Below are 18,943 nucleotides of genomic sequence, written 5' to 3'. Positions count from 1 at the left end.
TCAGCCGCCGAAAGCAATCATGGTGTTCGTCTTCGACTCCTTTTCGTCACTGGCCGCGCTGACCCGCCCGCTCGCCACGAAGAAACGGCCGTCCGCGTAGACGTACGTCGGCGAGTAGAAGGAGTTCTCGATCTCGGCCGTCGACGCCGGGTGCTGCTGGATCACCTTGGGAGCACCGCCGGTCGGCGCCACGGTCGCGACCGCGCCCCCCACGTCGTACGAGGCGTCCACGTAGGCCAGGACGTTGCCGCCCTCCATGCGCAGCGGCTTCATGGTCCGTCCGGCGGGCGCCTTGGAGCGCCACTTGGACTTTCCGGTGTCGAGGTTGAAAGCGATGATCTCGTTGGTGTCCGCCGTGCCGCTCTGGTCCGGCTCGGTCGACATGTAGAAGGTGTTCGCGTCGGCGGCGACGCCGACACAACCCTCCAGCACCGCGCCGAAGACGATGAACCCGCCGCCGCAGTCCGGCGCGAACTTGTCCTTGCCGCCCTCGATCTGCGAGCGCGTGCTGCCGTCCGCGTTGAGCGCGACCACGCTCCAGCTCTTCTTGTCGCTGTTCTTCACGGAGATGACCAGCGGATTGACCGAGTAGACCTTGTCCACTTCCCAGTTGTCGGCCAGCTTGTACGTCCACTTGGCCTTGCCCGTGGCCGGGTCGAGTTCCTGCACCTGGTTCTTCGTGGTGTCGACGCCGCCGGTCGGGCAGCTCTCGGCGGCGATCAGCTTGGGGCCGCCGGCGAAGGCGAACGGCTGGCACTCCCCCGCGATCTTGTCGAAGAGGTCCTTGCCGTCGCTCACCCGGTAGGCGTTGGAGTTGCCGGTACGGGCGGCGGTGACCGTATCCCCGCTGATCGTCAGGGAGATGTCGGTCATGATGTCGAAGTTGCCCTGCTTGGCGACCTCCTTCTTCCAGCCGCCCTTGCCGGTCGCGAGGTCCACCATCTGCATCTGGTTGCAGATGCTCTTGTCGGTGGAGCCGTTCTTGACCCCGAAGACCATCTTGCCGTCGTCGGTGGGCGCGTTGGCCGCCGCGCACACCTCGGCGGGCAGATCGAGCGTCCACTTCTTCTTGCCGTCGGCGGCGGAGTAGCCCACGATCTGCCGGTACATGGCCTTGACGACGGTGTCGCCGAAAACCCACGGGCCGTACACGTCCGCGCCGCTGCGCGGCAGGTCCACGTCGTTGGTCTGGAGCCAGGCCACCTTGGACTCGCCGTCCTTGCGACCGGCGTTCAGGTCGTCCTGGGTCTCGCGCCCGGAGCCGCTGTCGTCACCCTGGCCGACCGTGGCGGAGCCGCTCGGCTCGGTGCCCCCGGACGGGCCCGCGGTCGGCTTGGCCTCGTCGTCGCCACCGCTGAGGGCGAACCACGTACCGCCGCCTATGACCAGCAACCCGGCGACGGCCGCCGCGACGACGACGCCGGGCTTGCCCTTGAAGAAGCCACCGCCGGAAGGCGGGGTGGGGCCACCGGGGAACTGCTGGGGCGGATAGCCCCCGCCGTACGGGCCCGGCTGCTGGTTGTACGGGCCGGGCTGCTGACCGTACGGACCCGGCTGCTGACCGTACGGTCCGGGCTGGCCGTACGGACCGGGCTGCTGGTTGTACGGACCCGGCTGCTGACCCAGGGCCTGCGGATAGCCGTACCCGGGCTGTGCGGGCGGCTGCGCGGGCGGATACGCGTAACCAGGCTGCGCGGGCGGCTGGGCCGGTGGCTGCGCGGGCGGCTGAGCCGGCTGCTTCGGGGGCTCGTTGGGCTGTTGGGGCGGCTGGGGCGGCTGCGTCATGGCGTACGTACCTCGGAGAAGACTAGGGAGCGGAGTGCGAAGTGCGGAGTGCGAAGGGCGAAGGGCGAAGTGGGGGTACGGAGGATCGGGACGGAAGAAGCGGTCGGGCTTCGGTCACTCACCGAAGACGATCATGGTCTTCAGCTTCTTTTCCGCTGTGTCGTCGCTCGCGCCGACCGAGCCGGCGGACACATAGAAACGGCCGTCCACATAGGCGTACTTCTGCGAGAAGACGTACGTCTCGATCTTGGCCGTCGACGCCGGGTGCCGGAGCAGGGTCCTGGGCGCGCCGCCGGTCGGCGCGATGGTCACGACCCCACCGGCCTTGTCGTTCCAGGGAGCGAGGTAGGCCAGGAGGTTCCCGCCCTCCATGCGCACCGGCGTCATCATGCGGTCGTCGGGCGACGTGGCCCGCCACTTGAGTTTTCCGGTGGCCAGGTCGAAGGCGACGATCGCGTTGGCGTGGGAGTCGCTTCCCTCTTCGTACGAGGTCGACATGTAGAGGGTGCTCGCGCCGGCGACGACACCGATACAGCCCTCCTGGGTGGGCTGGCCGCCGGGGACGACGCCCTCGGCGCTGTCGTCGCAGTCCATCCGGAACTGGTCGTCGCTGCCGGAGGGCTGTGAACGCTCGGTGCCGTCCGCGTTGAGCACGAAGACACCCCGGCCCCCGTCCTCCTGGTGTTTGACGGAGAAGACCAGCGGGTCGACCGAGTAGATCTTGTCGATCACCAGGTCCTTCTTGACCCGGTGCGTCCACTTGACCTTGCCGGTGGCCGGGTCCAGCTCCTGCAACTGATGCAGTTGCTTGCCGGCTCGGCCGCTCGGGCAGTCCTCGGCGGCGATCAGCTTGGCGCCACCGGCGAAGGCGTACGGGAAGCAGTCACCCGGCGGCCTGCCGAAGAGCTTCTTGCCGTCGCTCACCCGGTAGCCGGTGTGGCCGGCGGTGACGGTGTTTCCGCTGATGGCCATGGTGACGTCGAGGATCGAGTACGCGCCGGGCGCCTCGGGGATCTCCTTGCGCCAGCCGCCCTGACCGGTCGTGAGATCGATCATCTGCATCTGGTCGCAGGCGGCCGACTCCGACGCGCCGCCCTTGAACCCGATGACGATCTTGCCGTCGGGGGTGGGAGCGGCAGGCGCGACGCAGGCCTCCGCGGGCAGCGGAAACGTCCATTTCTTCGTGCCGTCGGTGGTGGAGTAGCCCACGACCTGCCGGTAGGTGGCCTTGACGACGGTGTCACCGGCGAACCACGGCCCGTACGAGTCCGCGCCGACGCCCGGCAGGTCCATGTCGTTGGTGTGAAGCCACTCGACCGTGGCCTCGCCGTCCTTGCGCACGGCGTTGAAGCCGTCGGCTTCCTTCCGGGAGTCCTGGGAGTCACCGGCGGCCGGCGACCCACTCGGTGCGGCGGGGCCACTGCTGCTGACCTTCGGCTTCGCCTCACGGCCTGCCCGGTCGCCGTCGTCACCGTCGCCGCTCAGCGCGAACCACGTACCGCCGCCGAGCACCAACAGCCCGGCCACGACGGCGGCGAGGGTGGCGCGGGGCTTGCCCTTGAAGGGGTTCCTGCCACCACCGGCACCGCTGCCGCCACTGCCGCTGCCCGTGCTGCCGTACGAAACGGTCGGGGCGTTGTGCGGTCCGGGCACCGGCGTGCCGTACGGGCCGGGCGGGCTGTTGTACGGACCGGGCTGCGGACTGCCGTACGGACCGGGCTGCGCGCCGCCGTACGGGCCCGGTCGGCCGCTGTACGGGCCGGGCTGCGGCCCCCACTGCTGCGGGCCCCACGGCTGCTGCCCCTGCGGTGGTTCCTGAGGAGGGCCGAATCCCTCCTGCGGTGGTTCCCGGCCGGGTGGATGGGTCATCGGCGCTTTCCCCCTGTGAGTACGCTCCGCGCCCGGTCGGACTCCCCCGCGATTCCGGCGGTCGGCCATCGGCCACCGGAATGGAGCGAATCGGGCGTGGATCCCGCATCGCTGTATCAGCCGAGCGGGCCTACTTTGTATCACCCGAACTGCTGTACAGGACGGGCCGGTCCGCCCCTGTTCCCAAGGGTGGACCGGCCCGTGATGCGCTCGTTATGCGCTCTGCACGCCGTCTCTACAAGCTTCGCTACGCGTCCTCGGCGAGCTCCAGCCAGCGCATTTCCAACTCGTCACGCTCGCCGGTGAGTTCACGCAGTTCCGTGTCCAGTTCGGCCACTTTCCCGAAGTCCGTGGCGTTATCGGCGATCTGCCGATGGAGGGTGGTCTCACGGTCCGAGAGCTTGGTGAGCTGCCGCTCGATCTTCTGGAGTTCCTTCTTCGCCGCGCGGCCGTCCTTGGCCGACGCGGATGCGGCGGAACGCTCCGCGGCGGGCGCCTGCGCGGGCGCCGGGACCGTCGACCGGGCGAGCGTCCGGCGGCGTTCCAGGTACTCGTCGATCCCGCGCGGCAGCATCCGCAGCGTCGAGTCGCCGAGCAGTGCCATCACCTTGTCGGTGGTCCGCTCGATGAAGAACCGGTCGTGGGAGATGACGACCATCGACCCCGGCCAGCCGTCGAGCAGGTCCTCCAGCTGGTTGAGCGTCTCGATGTCGAGGTCGTTGGTGGGCTCGTCGAGGAAGAGGACGTTCGGCTCGTCCATCAGCAGCCGCAGCAGCTGGAGACGGCGCCGCTCACCGCCGGAGAGGTCGCCGACGGGCGTCCACTGCTTGTCCTTGGTGAAGCCGAACTGCTCGCACAGCTGGCCGGCCGTCATCTCCCGGCCCTTGCCGAGGTCGACCCGGTCCCGTACCTGCTGGACCGCTTCCAGCACCCGCAGCGACGGCTTGAGTTCGGTGACCTCCTGGGAGAGGTACGCGAGCTTGACGGTCCTGCCGACGACGACCTTCCCGGCCTCGGGCTGGATGTCGCCCTGCGAGCGGGCGGCGTCGGCGAGCGCGCGCAGCAGCGAGGTCTTGCCCGCGCCGTTCACCCCGACGAGCCCGATCCGGTCGCCGGGGCCGAGCTGCCAGGTGAGGTGTGTGAGGAGGACCTTCGGGCCCGCCTGGACCGTCACGTCCTCCAGGTCGAAGACGGTCTTGCCGAGCCGGGCGTTGGCGAACTTCATCAGCTCGGAGGTGTCGCGCGGCGGCGGTACGTCCGCGATCAGTTCGTTCGCCGCCTCGACGCGGAAGCGCGGCTTGGACGTACGGGCGGGGGCGCCGCGTCGCAGCCAGGCCAGCTCCTTGCGGACCAGGTTCTTCCGCTTGGCCTCCTCCGTCGCGGCGATGCGCTCACGCTCGGCGCGGGCGAACACGTAGTCGGAGTAGCCGCCCTCGTACTCGTGGACGGTGCCGCCCTGGACGTCCCACATCCGCGTACAGACCTGGTCGAGGAACCACCGGTCGTGGGTGACGCAGACGAGCGCGGACCGGCGGGCGCGCAGATGCTCCGCGAGCCAGGCGATGCCCTCGACGTCGAGGTGGTTGGTCGGCTCGTCGAGCACGATCAGGTCCGGCTCGCCGATGAGCAGCTTGGCGAGCGCGATCCTGCGCCGCTCGCCACCGGAGAGCGGCGCGATGACGGTGTCGAGCCCCTGCGGGAAACCGGGCAGGTCGAGCCCGCCGAAGAGGCCGGTGAGGACGTCGCGGATCTTGGCGTTGCCCGCCCACTCGTGGTCGGCGAGGTCACCGATGACCTCGTGCCTGACGGTGGCCTCGGGATCGAGTGAGTCGTGCTGCGTCAGCACACCGAGTCGCAGTCCACCACTGTGGGTGACGCGCCCGGTGTCGGCCTCCTCCAGCTTGCTCAGCATCCTGATGAGGGTCGTCTTGCCGTCTCCGTTGCGGCCCACGACGCCGATCCGGTCTCCCTCGGAGACACCGAGAGAGACACCGTCGAGCAGCGCACGGGTGCCGTACACCTTGGTGACTGTCTCGACATTGACCAGATTGACGGCCATTTCACTCCTGTACGGGGACGACGGATCGACGTCCAGCGTAGTCGCCAGGAAGGACGGCTCGTTGCCCCGGACCGATGAGCGGACAGCACGAGGCGCGAGGCTGGTCCTGTCCGGCCGATCTTCGCCGGGCCCGGAACCCCGCAGCGACATCGGCCGCCACCGCGGCGGGCGCCACCTCGCGGACCTAGGCCACCTAGGCCATCGCGGGCTCCGGCTCGGCGGCCTCGGCCTCCGCCTTGGTCTTCGCCTGGCGGCCGGCCGGGACGCTCGCCGCGGGCTCCGCCGCCGCCTCCGGCTCCCCGGCAGCGTTCGCGTCACCCTGGACCAGGTCGAGGTAGCCGCGGATCGTCTCGATCGACAGCCCCAGCTCCTCGGAGGCGCTCCGCTCGTCCCCGAAGACCTCGACCGCTTCCGCCACGGCCTCGGCCAGCTCAGCCTCGGCCTTCCGCAGCTTGGCCTCGGCCTTGTCGATGGTGTCGACGACCGCCAGCTGGCGCCGCTGCTTCTCCTGGAGCTTCTGCTTGCGGGAGGGGCTCTTCTCGGGGGTTTGCGAAGTCATGGCCAAGATCATATGCCGACCTTCGGCCCTGTCCGAAATCCCCAACTGCCATTCGAAGAACGCCCGTTCCCCCACACAGCCGGGCCCCCGCCGGGTGCGGATGTCCCGTACCGGAATGCCCGCGAGACGGGAATTCCGGTACGGGACATCCACCCTCGGAGAGTCATACGGGACATCCGCCCTCGGGGAGTCAGGCGTCGCGCCGTACCACCGTCGCGCCCTGCGCCGGGGACGCCGCCACCCGGGCCGTACGGCAGGTGCCCGAGGCGAGGAGTGCCCGCGCCACCCGGGCCGCCGTGTCCGTGTCCTCGGTGAGGAACGCGGTCGTCGGGCCCGAGCCCGAGACCAGGGCGGCCAGGGCGCCCGCCGCCGTACCCGCCGCGAGCGTGTCCGCCAGGGACGGGCGCAGCGAGAGGGCCGCGGGCTGGAGGTCGTTGGCCAGGGCGCCGGCGAGGGCGGTGACGTCGCCCGTACGCAGGGCGTCGAGCAGCGCGGGGTCGGCGGCCGGAGCGGGGACGTCGGTACCTTCGGTGAGCCGGTCGAACTCGCGGAACACCGTCGGCGTGGACAGTCCGCCCTCGGCGACCGCGAACACCCAGTGGAAGTCGCCGCCGACGTCGAGCGGGGTGAGCTGTTCGCCCCGGCCCGTGCCCAGCGCCGCCCCGCCGATCAGGCTGAACGGCACATCGCTGCCCAACTCGGCGCAGATGGCGAGGAGTTCGTCCCGGGAGGAGCCCAGCGACCAGAGGGTGTCGCAGGCCAGCAGGGCGCCCGCGCCGTCCGCGCTGCCGCCCGCCATGCCACCCGCGACGGGGATGTCCTTGGCGATGTGGATATGGACGTGCGGGTCGATGCCGTGCCGCTCGGCCAGTGCGATCGCCGCGCGGGCGGCGAGGTTCGTGGCGTCCAGCGGGACCTGGCCGGCGTCGGGGCCCGAGCAGGTGACGCGCAGTTCAGCGGCGGGCGTGACCGTGATCTCGTCGTAGAGGCCGACGGCGAGGAAGACGTTCGCCAGGTCGTGGAAGCCGTCGGGGCGGGCCGCTCCGACGGCGAGCTGTGCGTTGACCTTGGCCGGTACGCGCACCCGTACCTCCGCGGCTGTCTTTGACGACGCCTGCCTCTGCGCCTGTTCCCCGACGCTCACGCGCCCGCCCCCTTCGACTCCGCGATCCGCGCGAACTCCTCCACCGTCAGTGCCTCACCGCGCGCCTGCGGCGAGATCCCCGCCGCCACCAGCGCCGCCTCCGCCGCCGGGGCCGATCCGGCCCATCCGGCGAGGGCCGCCCGCAGTGTCTTGCGGCGCTGCGCGAAGGCCGCGTCGACCACCGCGAAGACCTCGGTCCGGGAGGCCGTCGTCTTCACCGGCTCGGACCTGCGGACGAGCGAGACCAGGCCGGAGTCCACGTTGGGCGCGGGCCAGAAGACGGTGCGGCCGATGGATCCGGCCCGCTTGACGTCCGTGTACCAGTTGGCCTTCACGGACGGCACCCCGTACACCTTGTTGCCCGGCCGTGCGGCGAGCCGGTCGGCGACCTCGGCCTGGACCATGATCAAGGTCCGTTCGATCGTCGGGAAGTGCTCCAGCATGTGGAGCAGGACCGGCACGGCCACGTTGTACGGGAGGTTCGCGACGAGCGCGGTCGGCGCCGGGCCGGGCAGCTCCCGTACCCGCATCGCGTCGGAGTGCACCAGCGCGAAGTGCCCGGCGCGCGCGGGCATCCGGGCCTCGACCGTCGCGGGCAGCGCCCCGGCCAGGATGTCGTCGATCTCCACCGCCGTCACCCGGTCCGCCGCCTCCAGCAGCGCCAGCGTCAGCGAGCCGAGCCCGGGGCCGATCTCCACGACGACGTCGTCCGGCCGCACCTCGGCGGTGCGGACGATCCTGCGGACGGTGTTGGCGTCGATGACGAAGTTCTGCCCGCGCTGCTTCGTGGGGCGTACGCCCAGAGCGGCGGCCAGCTCGCGGATCTCGGCGGGCCCCAGGAGGGCGTCGGAGGCGCCAGGGGCGTCGGGGACGTCGGGTTCGCCGGGGACGTCAGGGGCGTCGGGCTCAGTGGTGCTCACCCGCTCAGCCTACGGCCGCAGTGCGGCCACGGACTCGCCCCCCGCTGCACGTAGAGCTTCTTCGCGCGGAACGTCTGCTCCGCGGCCGGGGCGTTCTGCGGGCGTCCACTGCCGCCGAGGGCGTGCCAGGTGCCGGTGTCGAACTGGTAGAGCCCGCCGTAGTTCCCCGACGCGTCGACCGCACCGGGCCGCCCGCCCGATTCGCAGGCGGCGAGCGCGGCCCAGTTCAGCCCGTCCGCGCCGGCCACGGACGAGGGCATCGCCCGCGTACCGACCCTGATCAGCTGGGTGACCGAGCGGCGCACCACTTCCTCGTGGATCCTGCGCGGCTTCTGCTTGACTCCGTTGACGGTGCGCAGCGCGTAGGTGACCCGCCGGGCGCCCGGCCGGCCCTGGCGGTCGACGACCTCGGTTCCGGTGAACAGGGCCGGGTCCCGGGTCTTGACCGTGTCGTACGGGATGGGCTCCTCGCGCACCTGTTCATGGGCCGTGATGCGCATGACGGTGATGGTCTGGCCGTCGCGCGGAAAGCTGTCGGGCGGTACGGATGTGGTGTCCTGCCCGTGTGTCGCGATGCCCGCCTCGCGCAGCGCTTCGGCGACGGTCGCGGCGTTGGTACGGATGGTGCGCTCACGGCCGTCGGCCATGAAGGTCACGGTCCGTTCGGTCCGTACGTGCAGCTCCAGCCCGCCGCGGGAGATCGCGGAGGAGCGTGAGACGGAGAGGAACGCGCCCTGCGCGCGCACCCCGAGCTGGCGCAGCGCGCCGTCGACGGTGCGGGCGGTCGTCCACACCTGGCGGCGCTGTCCGTCGAGGGTGAGGAGGACGGGCCGGCCGCGGCGGACGATCACCTCGTCCCCGCTGGTGAGTTGGTCGCCGGGCGCGGGGGCGACGATGTCGTGCGCGCCGACGGCCACGCCTTCGTCCGCGAGCAGTTCCTCCACGTCACCGGCGAAGGTGTGCAGGGTGCGCGGTTCGCCGTCGACGCTGAGCTTGACGGCCTTGTCGTGGACGACGAACGCCGAGGTGCCGCCGGCCAGGAACGCGACGACCAGGGCCTGCGGGACGAGCCGGCGCAGGGCCTCGGGGGACGGGGGAGCTTTGCGGCGGCGCCCGCCGGGGAGGCGCCGGGAGCGGGGACGGCGGCCGGGAGCGGGGTCGGGGTCGGTCGCGTCGGACGGTTCGGGTGCGGGCTGCGCGGGGTCGTCCTGCTGCTCGTACGGTGGCTGCTGCTCGTACCGCTCCCGCTGCTCGTACGGTGGTTCCTGCTCGTACCGCTCCCGCTGCTCGTACGGTGGCCGCTGCTCGTACCGCTCCCGCTCCGCGGTCCTGGCGGCGCGGCGCCCGCCGCGTGCGGCCCGGTGACTGCCCTGCGCATTGCTCACGACGCTCCACAAGATCCGGTCCGCCCTGCCGGGAAGGAAGACGGGGCGGGCCCGGACACTAGCGGAGCTTGTGTCACTCTCCAAAGTGGCTCGACCACGCAGCGTCGCGCAGCCAGTCTGCACCACCCCGCCGTGAACGCCCCTCACACCGCCGGGCGTCAGTAACCGAACGCACGCGCAGTGTTGTGCGAAATCGCCCCGGCCATGGCGTCTTCGCCGATGCCCCGCACCTGGGCCATGGCACGCAGGGTGACCGGAATGAGATACGGCGCATTGGGCCGGCCACGGTAGGGCGCGGGCGTAAGGAAAGGCGCGTCCGTCTCGACGAGAACAAGTTCCAGCGGCACTATTGTGAGCGCATCCCGCAACGGTTGAGCGTTTTTAAAGGTGACATTGCCTGCAAAAGACATGTAATAACCGGCAGCGGCACACACTTCCGCCATTTCGGCATCACCGGAATAACAATGGAAGACGGTGCGTTCCGGGGCGCCTTCCTCGGCGAGGATTCGCAGCACATCGGCATGCGCCTCGCGGTCATGGATGACGAGCGCCTTGCCGTGGCGTTTGGCGATCTCGATATGGGCGCGGAAGGAGCGCTCCTGGGCGGCCATGCCCTCGGGCCCGGTCCTGAAGTAGTCGAGTCCCGTCTCGCCGACGGCCCGTACCCGCGGCAGCGCGGCGAGCCGGTCGATCTCGGTGAGCGCGTCGTCCAGCGCCGTGTCGCCGCCGCCCTCGCGCGCGCCCTGCCGCGACCAGCCGTCGGGGTCGCCGTGCACGATGCGCGGCGCCTCGTTGGGGTGCAGCGCGACGGCCGCGTGCACGTTCTCGTACGCCGCGGCCGTCTCGGCGGCCCAGCGGGAGCCTTTGAGGTCGCACCCCACCTGGACCACCGTCGTGACACCGACCGAGGCGGCCCTGGCCAGGCCCTCCTCGACGGTGCCGTCCTGCATGTCCAGATGGGTGTGCGAATCCGCGACCGGCACCCGGAGGGGCTCGGGCAGCGGCGGCGGAGCCTGCTTCGAACTCATGGGCGCGATCCTACGAGGACCACGCCCATGAGTTCACCTGCGGTTCTCCCGTGCGCTTCGCACCTGCGGCGCACGGCCCGCACCCGGTGCCGGGACGGGCCTACTTGCGGTGGTGGAACGGGTGCAGGAGATCGGAGAGGTGCCAGTGGTGGTGCCCCGCCTCCGAGTCCTCGCCCTCGCTCGCGCGCCCGTCCCCGCTCGGTCCGTGCCCGTCGGCGCCGGCGGATATCTCCCCGCCCGGCTGCGCCGGAACCCCCTCGACCCCCGTCTTCCCCACCTCGGCGGCGGCGTCGCGCCCGCGCTTCGCCGGGTGGTGCCGCTCCGTCATCAGCGCGTGTACGGACGAGACCTGCCCGGACCGCATGATCCGTACGACATGCCCGCCGCAGTTGACGCAGGTCGGGCTCGACAGCGGGGAGGGCACCCGTATGCCCTCCGACTTGTAGACGACGACATTCTTGCCCGAGCCGTCGACATAGTGCTCTATGTCGTAAGCCTGCTCCCAGCCGTGTCCACAACGCATACAGCAGAACGCATATGCCTCATGAGCTGTTGCTGTGCCGGTGATCTCACTCATGCCAGCTCCTCTCCACCTGACCCAGTGGACGCCTTTACCGGCGGGAGCGCATCAGCCTGTGTCGATTAATGGCGGGGTCTTAACCTTCCCATGCCCAAATGGACCGGCACCCGGTCTGCTCTTTGCTTTTCACGAGGGTCCTTTACCGTCCATAGGGGCTGCGCGCTCCGCGTTCTTTGCCGCGACGACGGCATCGAACACCTCGCGCTTGGGCACCCCGGCCTCGGCGGCGACGGCGGCGATCGCCTCCTTGCGCCGCTCCCCCGCCTCCTCCCTCACCCGTACCCGCCGCACCAGTTCGGCCGGGTCCAGGTCCCCGGGCCCGGCCTCCGGCGCGCCCTCGACCACCACGGTGATCTCGCCCCGTACCCCCTCGGCCGCCCAGGCCGCCAGCTCGCCGAGGCCGCCGCGCTTCACCTCTTCGTACGTCTTGGTCAGCTCCCGGCAGACGGCGGCCCTGCGGTCGGCGCCGAAGACCTCGGCCATCGCGGCGAGCGAGTCGTCGAGCCGGTGCGGTGCCTCGAAGTAGACGAGCGTGCGCCGCTCGCCCGCCGCGTCCCGCAGCCTGCTGAGCCGCTCGCCCGCCTTGCGCGGCAGGAAGCCCTCGAAGCAGAAGCGGTCGACGGGCAGTCCGGAGAGCGCCAGCGCGGTCAGCACGGCGGAGGGGCCGGGCACGGCCGTCACCCTGATGTCCTGCTCGACGGCCGCCGCCACCAGCCGGTATCCGGGGTCGGAGACGGACGGCATGCCCGCGTCCGTGACGAGCAGCACCCGCGCCCCGCCCGTCAGCGCGTCGACCAGCTCGGGGGTCCTGGCGGACTCGTTGCCCTCGAAGTACGACACGACCCTGCCGCGGGTCTGGACGCCGAGCGCCTGGGTCAGCCGGCGCAGCCTCCGGGTGTCCTCGGCGGCGATCACGTCGGCGGTCTCCAGCTCGGCGGCGAGCCGGGGCGGCGCGTCCGCGACATCGCCGATCGGTGTCCCCGCGAGCACCAGCGTCCCCGGCCCGGATCCGGACACCGAACCGGCTCTCGGTCCGGACGCCGGTCCAGCGGCCGACCGGGGCGTTGACGCGGTTGATTCGGGGGTGGATCCGGGCGTTGTTCCAGGCGTCGCGTTCACATCCGCCATCCTCGCAGGGCGCGACGCGCCCCTCGCACAGCGGCGTTCCCTACGATGGCGCGGTGACCAGTACTGCGCCAGAAGCCCTCCAGGGGCACGACGCCGGCGACAAGCCGCCCTCTTGGCCTCAGCGGCTGCGCCGATTCGGCCATGTGCCCCGGCCGGTGACGGGCCTGCGCGAGCGGCTGGTACCGCCGTACACCCGGCCCTCCGAGCGGCTGTGGGCGGTGCTCGCGGTGCCCGCCCCCCTCGCGCAGCGGCTGATCCGCTGGTCGGCGTGGGGCGGGCCACTGCTCGTGGCCCTCGTCGCTGGCGTGCTCCGGTTCTGGAACCTGGGCAACCCCAAGGCGGTGATATTCGACGAGACGTATTACGCCAAGGACGCCTGGGCGCTCGTCAACCAGGGGTACGAGGGCAACTGGCCCAAGGACATCGACGTGCGGATCCTCAAGGACCCGTCCTCGGTGCCCATCCCGACCGAGCCCGGTTACGTCGTCCACCCGCCGGTCGGCAAGTGGGTCATCGGCCTCGGCGAGCAGCTCTTCGGGTTCACGCCCTTCGGCTGGCGTTTCATGGTCGCGGTGCTCGGCACGCTCTCGGTGCTGATGCTGTGCCGGATCGGGCGCCGGCTGTTCCGTTCCACGTTCCTGGGATGCCTGGCGGGCGCGCTGCTCGCCGTCGACGGACTGCACTTCGTGATGAGCCGTACGGCTCTCCTCGACCTGGTGCTGATGTTCTTCGTGCTGGCCTCCTTCGGCTGTCTGCTGATCGACCGCGACTGGGCACGGCGGAAGCTGGCGGCGGCGCTCCCCGTGGACGAGGAGGGCGTCCTGCGCCCGGACGCCCCGGTCGCCGGGACCCTGCGGCTCGGGTGGCGGCCCTGGCGGCTCGCGGCCGGGGTGATGCTGGGCCTGGCCTTCGCCACGAAGTGGAACGGCCTCTACATCCTGGCCGCCTTCGCGATCATGGCCGTGCTGTGGGACGTGGGCGCGCGCCGCACGGCGGGCGCGGTCCGGCCGTACGTGGCGGTGCTCAAGCGGGACATCGTGCCCGCCTTCTTCTCTACGGTGCCGGTCGCGGTCGTGACGTACGTCGCCTCCTGGACCGGCTGGATCGTCACGGACAAGGGCTACTTCAGGAACTGGGCGGAGACCGCGGGCAAGGGCGGCAGCTGGACCTGGCTGCCGGACTGGCTGCGCAGCCTCTGGCACTACGAGAACGAGGTCTACAGCTTCCACGTCAACCTCACCTCGGGCCACACCTACCAGTCGAACCCGTGGAGCTGGATCGTCCTGGGCCGCCCGGTCTCGTACTTCTACGAGGATCCGGCGGCCGGCAAGGACGGCTGCCCGGCCGTGACGAAGGGTGAGTGCGCCCGCGAGGTACTGGCGATCGGCACCCCGCTGCTGTGGTGGGCGGCGGGCTTCGCGCTCTGTTACGTCCTGTGGCGCTGGTTCTTCCGCCGCGACTGGCGCGCGGGCGCGATCGCCTGCGCGGTGGCGGCCGGCTGGGGCCCCTGGTTCCTGTACCAGGAGCGGACGATCTTCCTCTTCTACGCGGTCGTCTTCGTGCCGTACCTCTGTCTCGCGGTGGCGATGATGATCGGCGCGATGGTGGGTCCGGCGGGCTCCGACGAGAGACGAAGGACGATCGGCGCGGTCGGTGCGGGCGTGCTGGTACTGCTGGTCGTCTGGAACTTCATCTACTTCTGGCCGCTGTACACGGGGACGTCGATCCCGATCGACGCGTGGCGCAGCAGGATGTGGTTCGACACCTGGGTCTGATGACGGGGGGTCAGGCGGCCGTGGCGTCTGACCCGGCCGCCGGAATACCGGCTCCCAGGGCTCATGGCCACCCGGTTCCGCCGAGGTCGTCGCAGTCCGATAACGCTTGTCCGCGGCCCGACAGCCGCCTGTCCCGGGTGACATACACGTCCCGTAGAGTCGGCTGGACTTCTGGGGAGGGGCCGCACTCATGCGCAGTGGAGCGAAGACCGCCGTAATCGGCGGGGTGTTCATCGTGTTCGCCGGTGGAGTGGGGTACGGCGCGTACAGCCTCTACGGCGGGCAGGCCGGCGGCGACGGTGCCACCACCAGGAGCGCGGAGGTCAGGACCGGCCCGCTGAGCGCGGCCGAGATCGACAAGGCGGCGAAGGACTTCCTGACCGGCTGGGCGGACGGGACGGACGCGGCCGATGTCGCCCAGCTGACCAACGACGCCACCGCCGCCGAGCCGGCCATCAGCGGCTACCGCGACCAGGCCCATGTCACCAAAGCGGTGATCACACCGGGCACGGCGGCCGGCGCGAAGGTGCCGTTCACCGTCAAGGCCACGGTCGCGTTCAAGGGGCAGAGCAAGCCCTGGTCGTACAGCTCGGAACTGACCGTGGTGCGCGGCAGGACCACCGGGCGCCCGCTGGTCGACTGGGCGCCGTCCGTGATCCATCCGAAGCTGACGGACTCCACGCTCCTGGTCACGGGCGAGGCATCGACCCCGCCGATCAAGGCCGTTGACCGCGACGGCACGGAGCTGACGAAGGAGAAGTACCCGTCGCTGGGGGCCGTTCTGGACCAGCTGCGGACCAAGTACGGCGAGGAAGCGGGCGGTTCGGCGGGCATCGAACTGATGCTGAGGGCCGGCGGCGAGAACGGCAGCGGCACCACGGCGGACGCGAAGGCCCCCGCCGACCAGTCGCTGCTGACGCTCTCCAAGGGGAAGCCGGGCGAGCTGACGACGACGCTGGACGCGAGCGTCCAGGCAGCGGCCGAGCAGTCGGTGAAGAAGTACAGCGAGGCGTCGGTGGTGGCTCTCCAGCCCAGTACGGGCGAGATCCTGGCCGTGGCCAACAACCGTAAGGACGGCTGGAACGCGGCGATGCTCGGCCAGCAGGCGCCCGGCTCCACGATGAAGATCATGACGGCGGCGCTGTTGCTGGAGAAGGGCCTGGTCGCCGCCGACAAGCCGGCCGAGTGCCCGAAGAACGCGATATACCAGGGCCGTAAGTTCCAGAACCTGGACGAGTTCTCGATCCCGAACGGCACCTTCGCGCAGAGCTTCGCCCGTTCCTGCAACACCGCCTTCATCAAGCTGATCGACGACACCAAGGACGACGGCGCGCTGGCGAAGGAGGCCCAGGAGGTCTTCGGTATCGGCCTGAACTGGCAGACCGGCATCCCGTCGTTCGACGGCAGCGTCCCGGCCGGGACCGGGAGCGAGGCGGCGGCGCAGTACATCGGCCAGGGCACGGTCCAGATGAACGTCCTCAACATGGCGTCCGTCACCGCCACCGCCAAGAACGGCGCGTTCAAGCAGCCGGTCATCGTGCCGAGCGACCTGGACGACCGGAAGATGGCGACCGCCGCGCGCTCGCTGTCGCCGGGCACGGCGGACCAACTGCGCTCCATGATGCGCCTGACGGCCACCAGCGGCACCGGCGCCAAGGCGATGGCCGGGCTCGGCGGGGACAAGGGCGCGAAGACCGGTTCGGCGGAGGTCGACGGCCAGACCACGTCCAACAGCTGGTTCACGGGGTACGAGAACGATCTCGCCGCCGCGGCGGTCGTCCAGGCCGGCGGGCACGGCGGTGACGCGGCGGGCCCGGTGGTGGCCTCGGTGCTGTCGGCCGGCTGACCGGCCTCGGTGCTGATCGGCCGGCTGACCGGCCGATCAGTCCCCGTACCCCGCGGAACGTCTCACCGGCCGCTCACGTCGCCGACCGCACCGCCCGTACCAGGGCCTGGGCGCGCGGGTCGGCCGTGACTCCCTTGCGCATGCCATTGGTCACGTACCCGAACGCGATTCCCGACTCGGGGTCCGCGAAGCCCAGCGAGCCGCCGCGTCCCGGGTGTCCGAAGGAGCCGGGCGCCAGCAGCGGCGCGGACGGGCCGTGCAGCATGAAGCCGAGGCCGAAGCGGGTGGCGACGACCAGGACCCGGTCCGGGCCCGCTGATTCCTCCGTACGGGCCAGGGTGAGGGTGGCGGGCGCGAACAGCCGGTGGCCGTCGACGGGGCCGATCATCGCCGCGTAGACGCGGGCCAGCGCGCGGGCGGTCGAGATGCCGCCGGAGGCCGGGAGTTCGGCGGCGCGGTACGCCGGGTCGTTCTCGTCCGGCAGTGGATCGATCACCCCGAACGCGCGCCGGGTGAGCGACTCCGGGTTCTGGTAGGCCTCCGTGACCGACCTCTTGGGCCGCAGCTTGAGCTCGCCCCCGCCCGCCGACGGCAGTTCCTCGACGGGGCCGATCCGCCCCACCCGGTGCGCCTCCTCCTCGGGCAGACCCACCCAGAAGTCCAGGCCGAGCGGCCGAGCGATCTCCTCCGCGATCCACCGGCCGATGCTGCGCCCGGTGACCCGTCTGACCAGCTCGGCGATCAGCCAGCTGTAGGTGTGGGCGTGATAGCCGTGGTCCGTTCCGGGCTCCCAGACGGGCCGTTGGGCGGCCAGCGCGAGAGCGCCCGACTCGCCGTCGACGGCCTGGGCCCGGGTCAGCGGCCGGTCCAGTACGGGCACACCCGCGCGGTGTGAGAGAAGATGCCGTACGAGCACCCGCTCCTTGCCCGCGGCCTTGAACTCCGGCCAGTAGGTGCCGACGGGCGCGTCGAGATCGATCTGCCCGCGCTGGTGGAGCAGCAGGGGTACGGCGGCGGCCACACCCTTCGTCGCCGACCGGACGACCTGCGCGGTGTCCAGCGCCCAGGGCTCCGGGCCGTCCACATCGCGCGTACCCGCCCACAGGTCCACGACCTTCCGCCCGTCCCGGTACACGGCGACCGCCGCGCCGTGTTCACCGAGCCGATCGAAATTCCGTACGAAAGCGTCCCTGACCGGCTCGAAGCCCGCCTCCACCGTGCCCTGGACGTCCACGCCCGCACTCCCGCCCGGCCGTACCGCGCGCGTCCGCTCGCCGTACCGCTCGTCCGTCACCTCACGCCCCGGTGGCGCGACCCCCTCTATGGTGCAACGTGGCGCGGCGACACGGAACGCGGGTCAAAACCGAACGGCAGCTCCAGCCGGTGCGCCGCCATCAACTCCTCGTCGCCGAGAAGTCCCTGGGTAGGGCCGTCCGCCACGATCACGCCGTCGCTGAGGACGACCGCGCGGGGGCAGAGTTCGAGGGCGTACGGCAGGTCGTGTGTGACCATCAGCACGGTGATGTCCAACGACCGCAGGATGTCGGCGAGTTCACGCCGGGACGCCGGATCCAGGTTTGACGAGGGCTCGTCCAGGACGAGGATCTCCGGCTCCATCGCCAGCACGGTCGCCACGGCCACCCGCCGCCGCTGCCCGAAGGACAGATGGTGCGGCGGCCGGTCCGCGTACCGCGCCATCCCGACCCGGCCGAGCGCGTCCCGCACCCGGGCCTCCAGTCCGGGCCCGCGCAGTCCGGCGGCGGCCGGTCCGAACGCCACGTCCTCGCGCACGGTCGGCATGAACAGCTGGTCGTCCGGGTCCTGGAAGACGATGCCGACCCGGCGCCGGATCTCCGCCAGATTCCGCTTCGCCACCGGCAGCCCGGCGACCTCGACCGAGCCGGCCCCGGGGTTGAGGATGCCGTTGAGATGCAGGACGAGTGTGGTCTTGCCGGCCCCGTTGGGTCCGAGCAGCGCCACCCGCTCCCCGCGCCCGACGGTCAGGTCGACGCCGAAGAGGGCCTGATGGCCGTCGGGGTAGGCGTACGCGAGCCCGCTGACCTCAAGAGACGGCGGTACGGCGGGAGAAGACACGGGAGAAGTCACAGGAACCAGCCAAACAGGCAGACAGTGAGGGCCGACAGCGGGAGCGCGGCGGCGTACGTCCACTGCGCCCCGCTCGCGCTCACCTTGTCGATGACCGGCATGGTGCCCGCGTACCCCCGGCTCACCATGGCCAGGTGCACGCGTTCCCCGCGCTCGTACGAGCGGATGAAGAGCGCCCCGGCGGACTTCGCCAGAACTCCCCAGTGGCGTACGCCCCGTGCCTCGAAGCCGCGCGAGCGGCGGGCGATCGACATCCGGCGCATCTCGTCGGTGATGACATCGCCGTAGCGGATCATGAAGGACGCGATCTGCACCAGCATCGGTGGCAGGCGCAGCTGTTGGAGGCCGAGCAGCAGGGAGCGCAGTTCGGTGGTGGACGCGAGGATCACGGACGCGGCGACGCCCAGGGTGCCCTTGGCGAGTACGTTCCAGGCGCCCCAGAGGCCGGGAACGCTCAACGACAGCCCCAGGAACCGCACATGATCGCCCGGCACCACGAACGGCATCAGGACCGCGAACGCCACGAACGGCACCTCGATCAGCATCCGCCGCAGCAGGAACCCGGCAGGGATACGGGCCACCACGGCGACCGCCGCGAGCAGCACCGCGTACAGGCCGAATGCCCAGATCGCCTCGCGCGGGGTGGAGACGACCACGACGACGAAGCAGAAGACGGCGGCGAGCTTGCAGTGCGGCGGCAGCGCGTGGACCGGCGAGTGCCCGTGCCGGTAGAGCTTGTGGGCATGGCCCGCGCCCACT

General features: G+C 71.1%; 15 protein-coding genes. 2 read left to right on the top strand and 13 right to left on the bottom strand.

Annotated features, from left to right (window positions below):
* From ACIOJD_RS28115 to rsmI, 10 genes are all read right to left on the bottom strand, one after another.
* A complete protein-coding gene (locus ACIOJD_RS28115) occupies positions 1–1,785 on the bottom strand; it encodes a PQQ-binding-like beta-propeller repeat protein (RefSeq protein ID WP_401918593.1) in 1,785 nt (594 codons plus the stop codon).
* 114 nt (positions 1,786–1,899) lie between these two features.
* Positions 1,900–3,654: a PQQ-binding-like beta-propeller repeat protein gene (locus ACIOJD_RS28110; protein WP_401918591.1), complete on the bottom strand. Its 1,755-nt coding sequence runs from the start codon at positions 3,652–3,654 to the stop codon at positions 1,900–1,902.
* Between the two features lie 247 nt (positions 3,655–3,901).
* Complete coding sequence (locus ACIOJD_RS28105; RefSeq protein ID WP_401918589.1) at positions 3,902–5,713, bottom strand: ABC-F family ATP-binding cassette domain-containing protein; 1,812 nt, start codon at positions 5,711–5,713, stop codon at positions 3,902–3,904.
* Positions 5,714–5,906: 193 nt separating this feature from the next.
* Positions 5,907–6,272 carry a hypothetical protein gene (locus ACIOJD_RS28100; protein WP_401918587.1) on the bottom strand — a complete coding sequence of 122 codons (366 nt, stop codon included), beginning with the start codon at positions 6,270–6,272 and terminating at the stop codon, positions 5,907–5,909.
* Between the two features lie 190 nt (positions 6,273–6,462).
* Positions 6,463–7,416, bottom strand: coding sequence for a 4-(cytidine 5'-diphospho)-2-C-methyl-D-erythritol kinase (locus ACIOJD_RS28095; RefSeq protein ID WP_401918585.1), 954 nt, complete (start codon positions 7,414–7,416; stop codon positions 6,463–6,465).
* Complete coding sequence (gene rsmA, locus ACIOJD_RS28090; protein WP_401918871.1) at positions 7,413–8,255, bottom strand: 16S rRNA (adenine(1518)-N(6)/adenine(1519)-N(6))-dimethyltransferase RsmA; 843 nt, start codon at positions 8,253–8,255, stop codon at positions 7,413–7,415. Before rsmA ends, ACIOJD_RS28095 begins: the two co-directional genes overlap by 4 nt.
* A gap of 77 nt (positions 8,256–8,332) precedes the next feature.
* Positions 8,333–9,721 carry a ubiquitin-like domain-containing protein gene (locus tag ACIOJD_RS28085; RefSeq protein WP_401918583.1) on the bottom strand — a complete coding sequence of 463 codons (1,389 nt, stop codon included), beginning with the start codon at positions 9,719–9,721 and terminating at the stop codon, positions 8,333–8,335.
* Between the two features lie 158 nt (positions 9,722–9,879).
* Positions 9,880–10,749: a TatD family hydrolase gene (locus ACIOJD_RS28080; protein WP_401918582.1), complete on the bottom strand. Its 870-nt coding sequence runs from the start codon at positions 10,747–10,749 to the stop codon at positions 9,880–9,882.
* A gap of 100 nt (positions 10,750–10,849) precedes the next feature.
* On the bottom strand, positions 10,850–11,326 hold the full coding sequence (locus ACIOJD_RS28075) for a hypothetical protein (protein WP_401918580.1): 477 nt from the start codon (positions 11,324–11,326) through the stop codon (positions 10,850–10,852).
* A gap of 129 nt (positions 11,327–11,455) precedes the next feature.
* Positions 11,456–12,346, bottom strand: a complete 891-nt coding sequence (rsmI, locus tag ACIOJD_RS28070; protein WP_401918578.1) for a 16S rRNA (cytidine(1402)-2'-O)-methyltransferase — start codon at positions 12,344–12,346, stop codon at positions 11,456–11,458.
* Between the two features lie 164 nt (positions 12,347–12,510).
* On the opposite strand from rsmI, the gene ACIOJD_RS28065 reads away from it, so the two are divergent.
* Both ACIOJD_RS28065 and ACIOJD_RS28060 read left to right on the top strand, forming a co-directional pair.
* A complete protein-coding gene (locus ACIOJD_RS28065; RefSeq protein WP_401918576.1) occupies positions 12,511–14,232 on the top strand; it encodes a dolichyl-phosphate-mannose--protein mannosyltransferase in 1,722 nt (573 codons plus the stop codon).
* 190 nt (positions 14,233–14,422) lie between these two features.
* Entirely contained in the window at positions 14,423–16,078 is a 1,656-nt protein-coding gene (locus tag ACIOJD_RS28060; RefSeq protein WP_401918574.1) for a penicillin-binding transpeptidase domain-containing protein, read from the top strand.
* A gap of 73 nt (positions 16,079–16,151) precedes the next feature.
* On the opposite strand, the gene ACIOJD_RS28055 is transcribed toward ACIOJD_RS28060, so the two are convergent.
* From ACIOJD_RS28055 to cbiQ, 3 genes are all read right to left on the bottom strand, one after another.
* Positions 16,152–17,312 carry a serine hydrolase domain-containing protein gene (locus tag ACIOJD_RS28055; protein ID WP_401918869.1) on the bottom strand — a complete coding sequence of 387 codons (1,161 nt, stop codon included), beginning with the start codon at positions 17,310–17,312 and terminating at the stop codon, positions 16,152–16,154.
* An 86-nt stretch (positions 17,313–17,398) separates the two neighbouring features.
* Positions 17,399–18,184, bottom strand: coding sequence for an energy-coupling factor ABC transporter ATP-binding protein (locus ACIOJD_RS28050; RefSeq protein ID WP_401918573.1), 786 nt, complete (start codon positions 18,182–18,184; stop codon positions 17,399–17,401).
* A complete protein-coding gene (gene cbiQ / locus ACIOJD_RS28045; RefSeq protein ID WP_401918571.1) occupies positions 18,181–18,942 on the bottom strand; it encodes a cobalt ECF transporter T component CbiQ in 762 nt (253 codons plus the stop codon). The genes ACIOJD_RS28050 and cbiQ overlap by 4 nt, the downstream gene beginning before the upstream one ends.
* Position 18,943 lies beyond the last annotated feature (1 nt).

It is taken from the genome of Streptomyces sp. NPDC088116 (assembly GCF_044741745.1).
Taxonomy (GTDB): domain Bacteria; phylum Actinomycetota; class Actinomycetes; order Streptomycetales; family Streptomycetaceae; genus Streptomyces.
Note: the sequence above shows the minus strand (reverse complement) of the source record. Positions and strands in the feature narration are given on the sequence as shown.

Coding starts and splice junctions, on each gene's coding strand:
- ACIOJD_RS28100 (WP_401918587.1), bottom strand. CDS start 6,272: ATGACTTCGCAAACCCCCGAGAAGAGCCCCTCCCGCAAGCAGAAGCTC.
- ACIOJD_RS28110 (WP_401918591.1), bottom strand. CDS start 3,654: ATGACCCATCCACCCGGCCGGGAACCACCGCAGGAGGGATTCGGCCCT.
- ACIOJD_RS28105 (WP_401918589.1), bottom strand. CDS start 5,713: ATGGCCGTCAATCTGGTCAATGTCGAGACAGTCACCAAGGTGTACGGC.
- ACIOJD_RS28075 (WP_401918580.1), bottom strand. CDS start 11,326: ATGAGTGAGATCACCGGCACAGCAACAGCTCATGAGGCATATGCGTTC.
- ACIOJD_RS28080 (WP_401918582.1), bottom strand. CDS start 10,749: ATGAGTTCGAAGCAGGCTCCGCCGCCGCTGCCCGAGCCCCTCCGGGTG.
- ACIOJD_RS28115 (WP_401918593.1), bottom strand. CDS start 1,785: ATGACGCAGCCGCCCCAGCCGCCCCAACAGCCCAACGAGCCCCCGAAG.
- ACIOJD_RS28060 (WP_401918574.1), top strand. CDS start 14,423: ATGCGCAGTGGAGCGAAGACCGCCGTAATCGGCGGGGTGTTCATCGTG.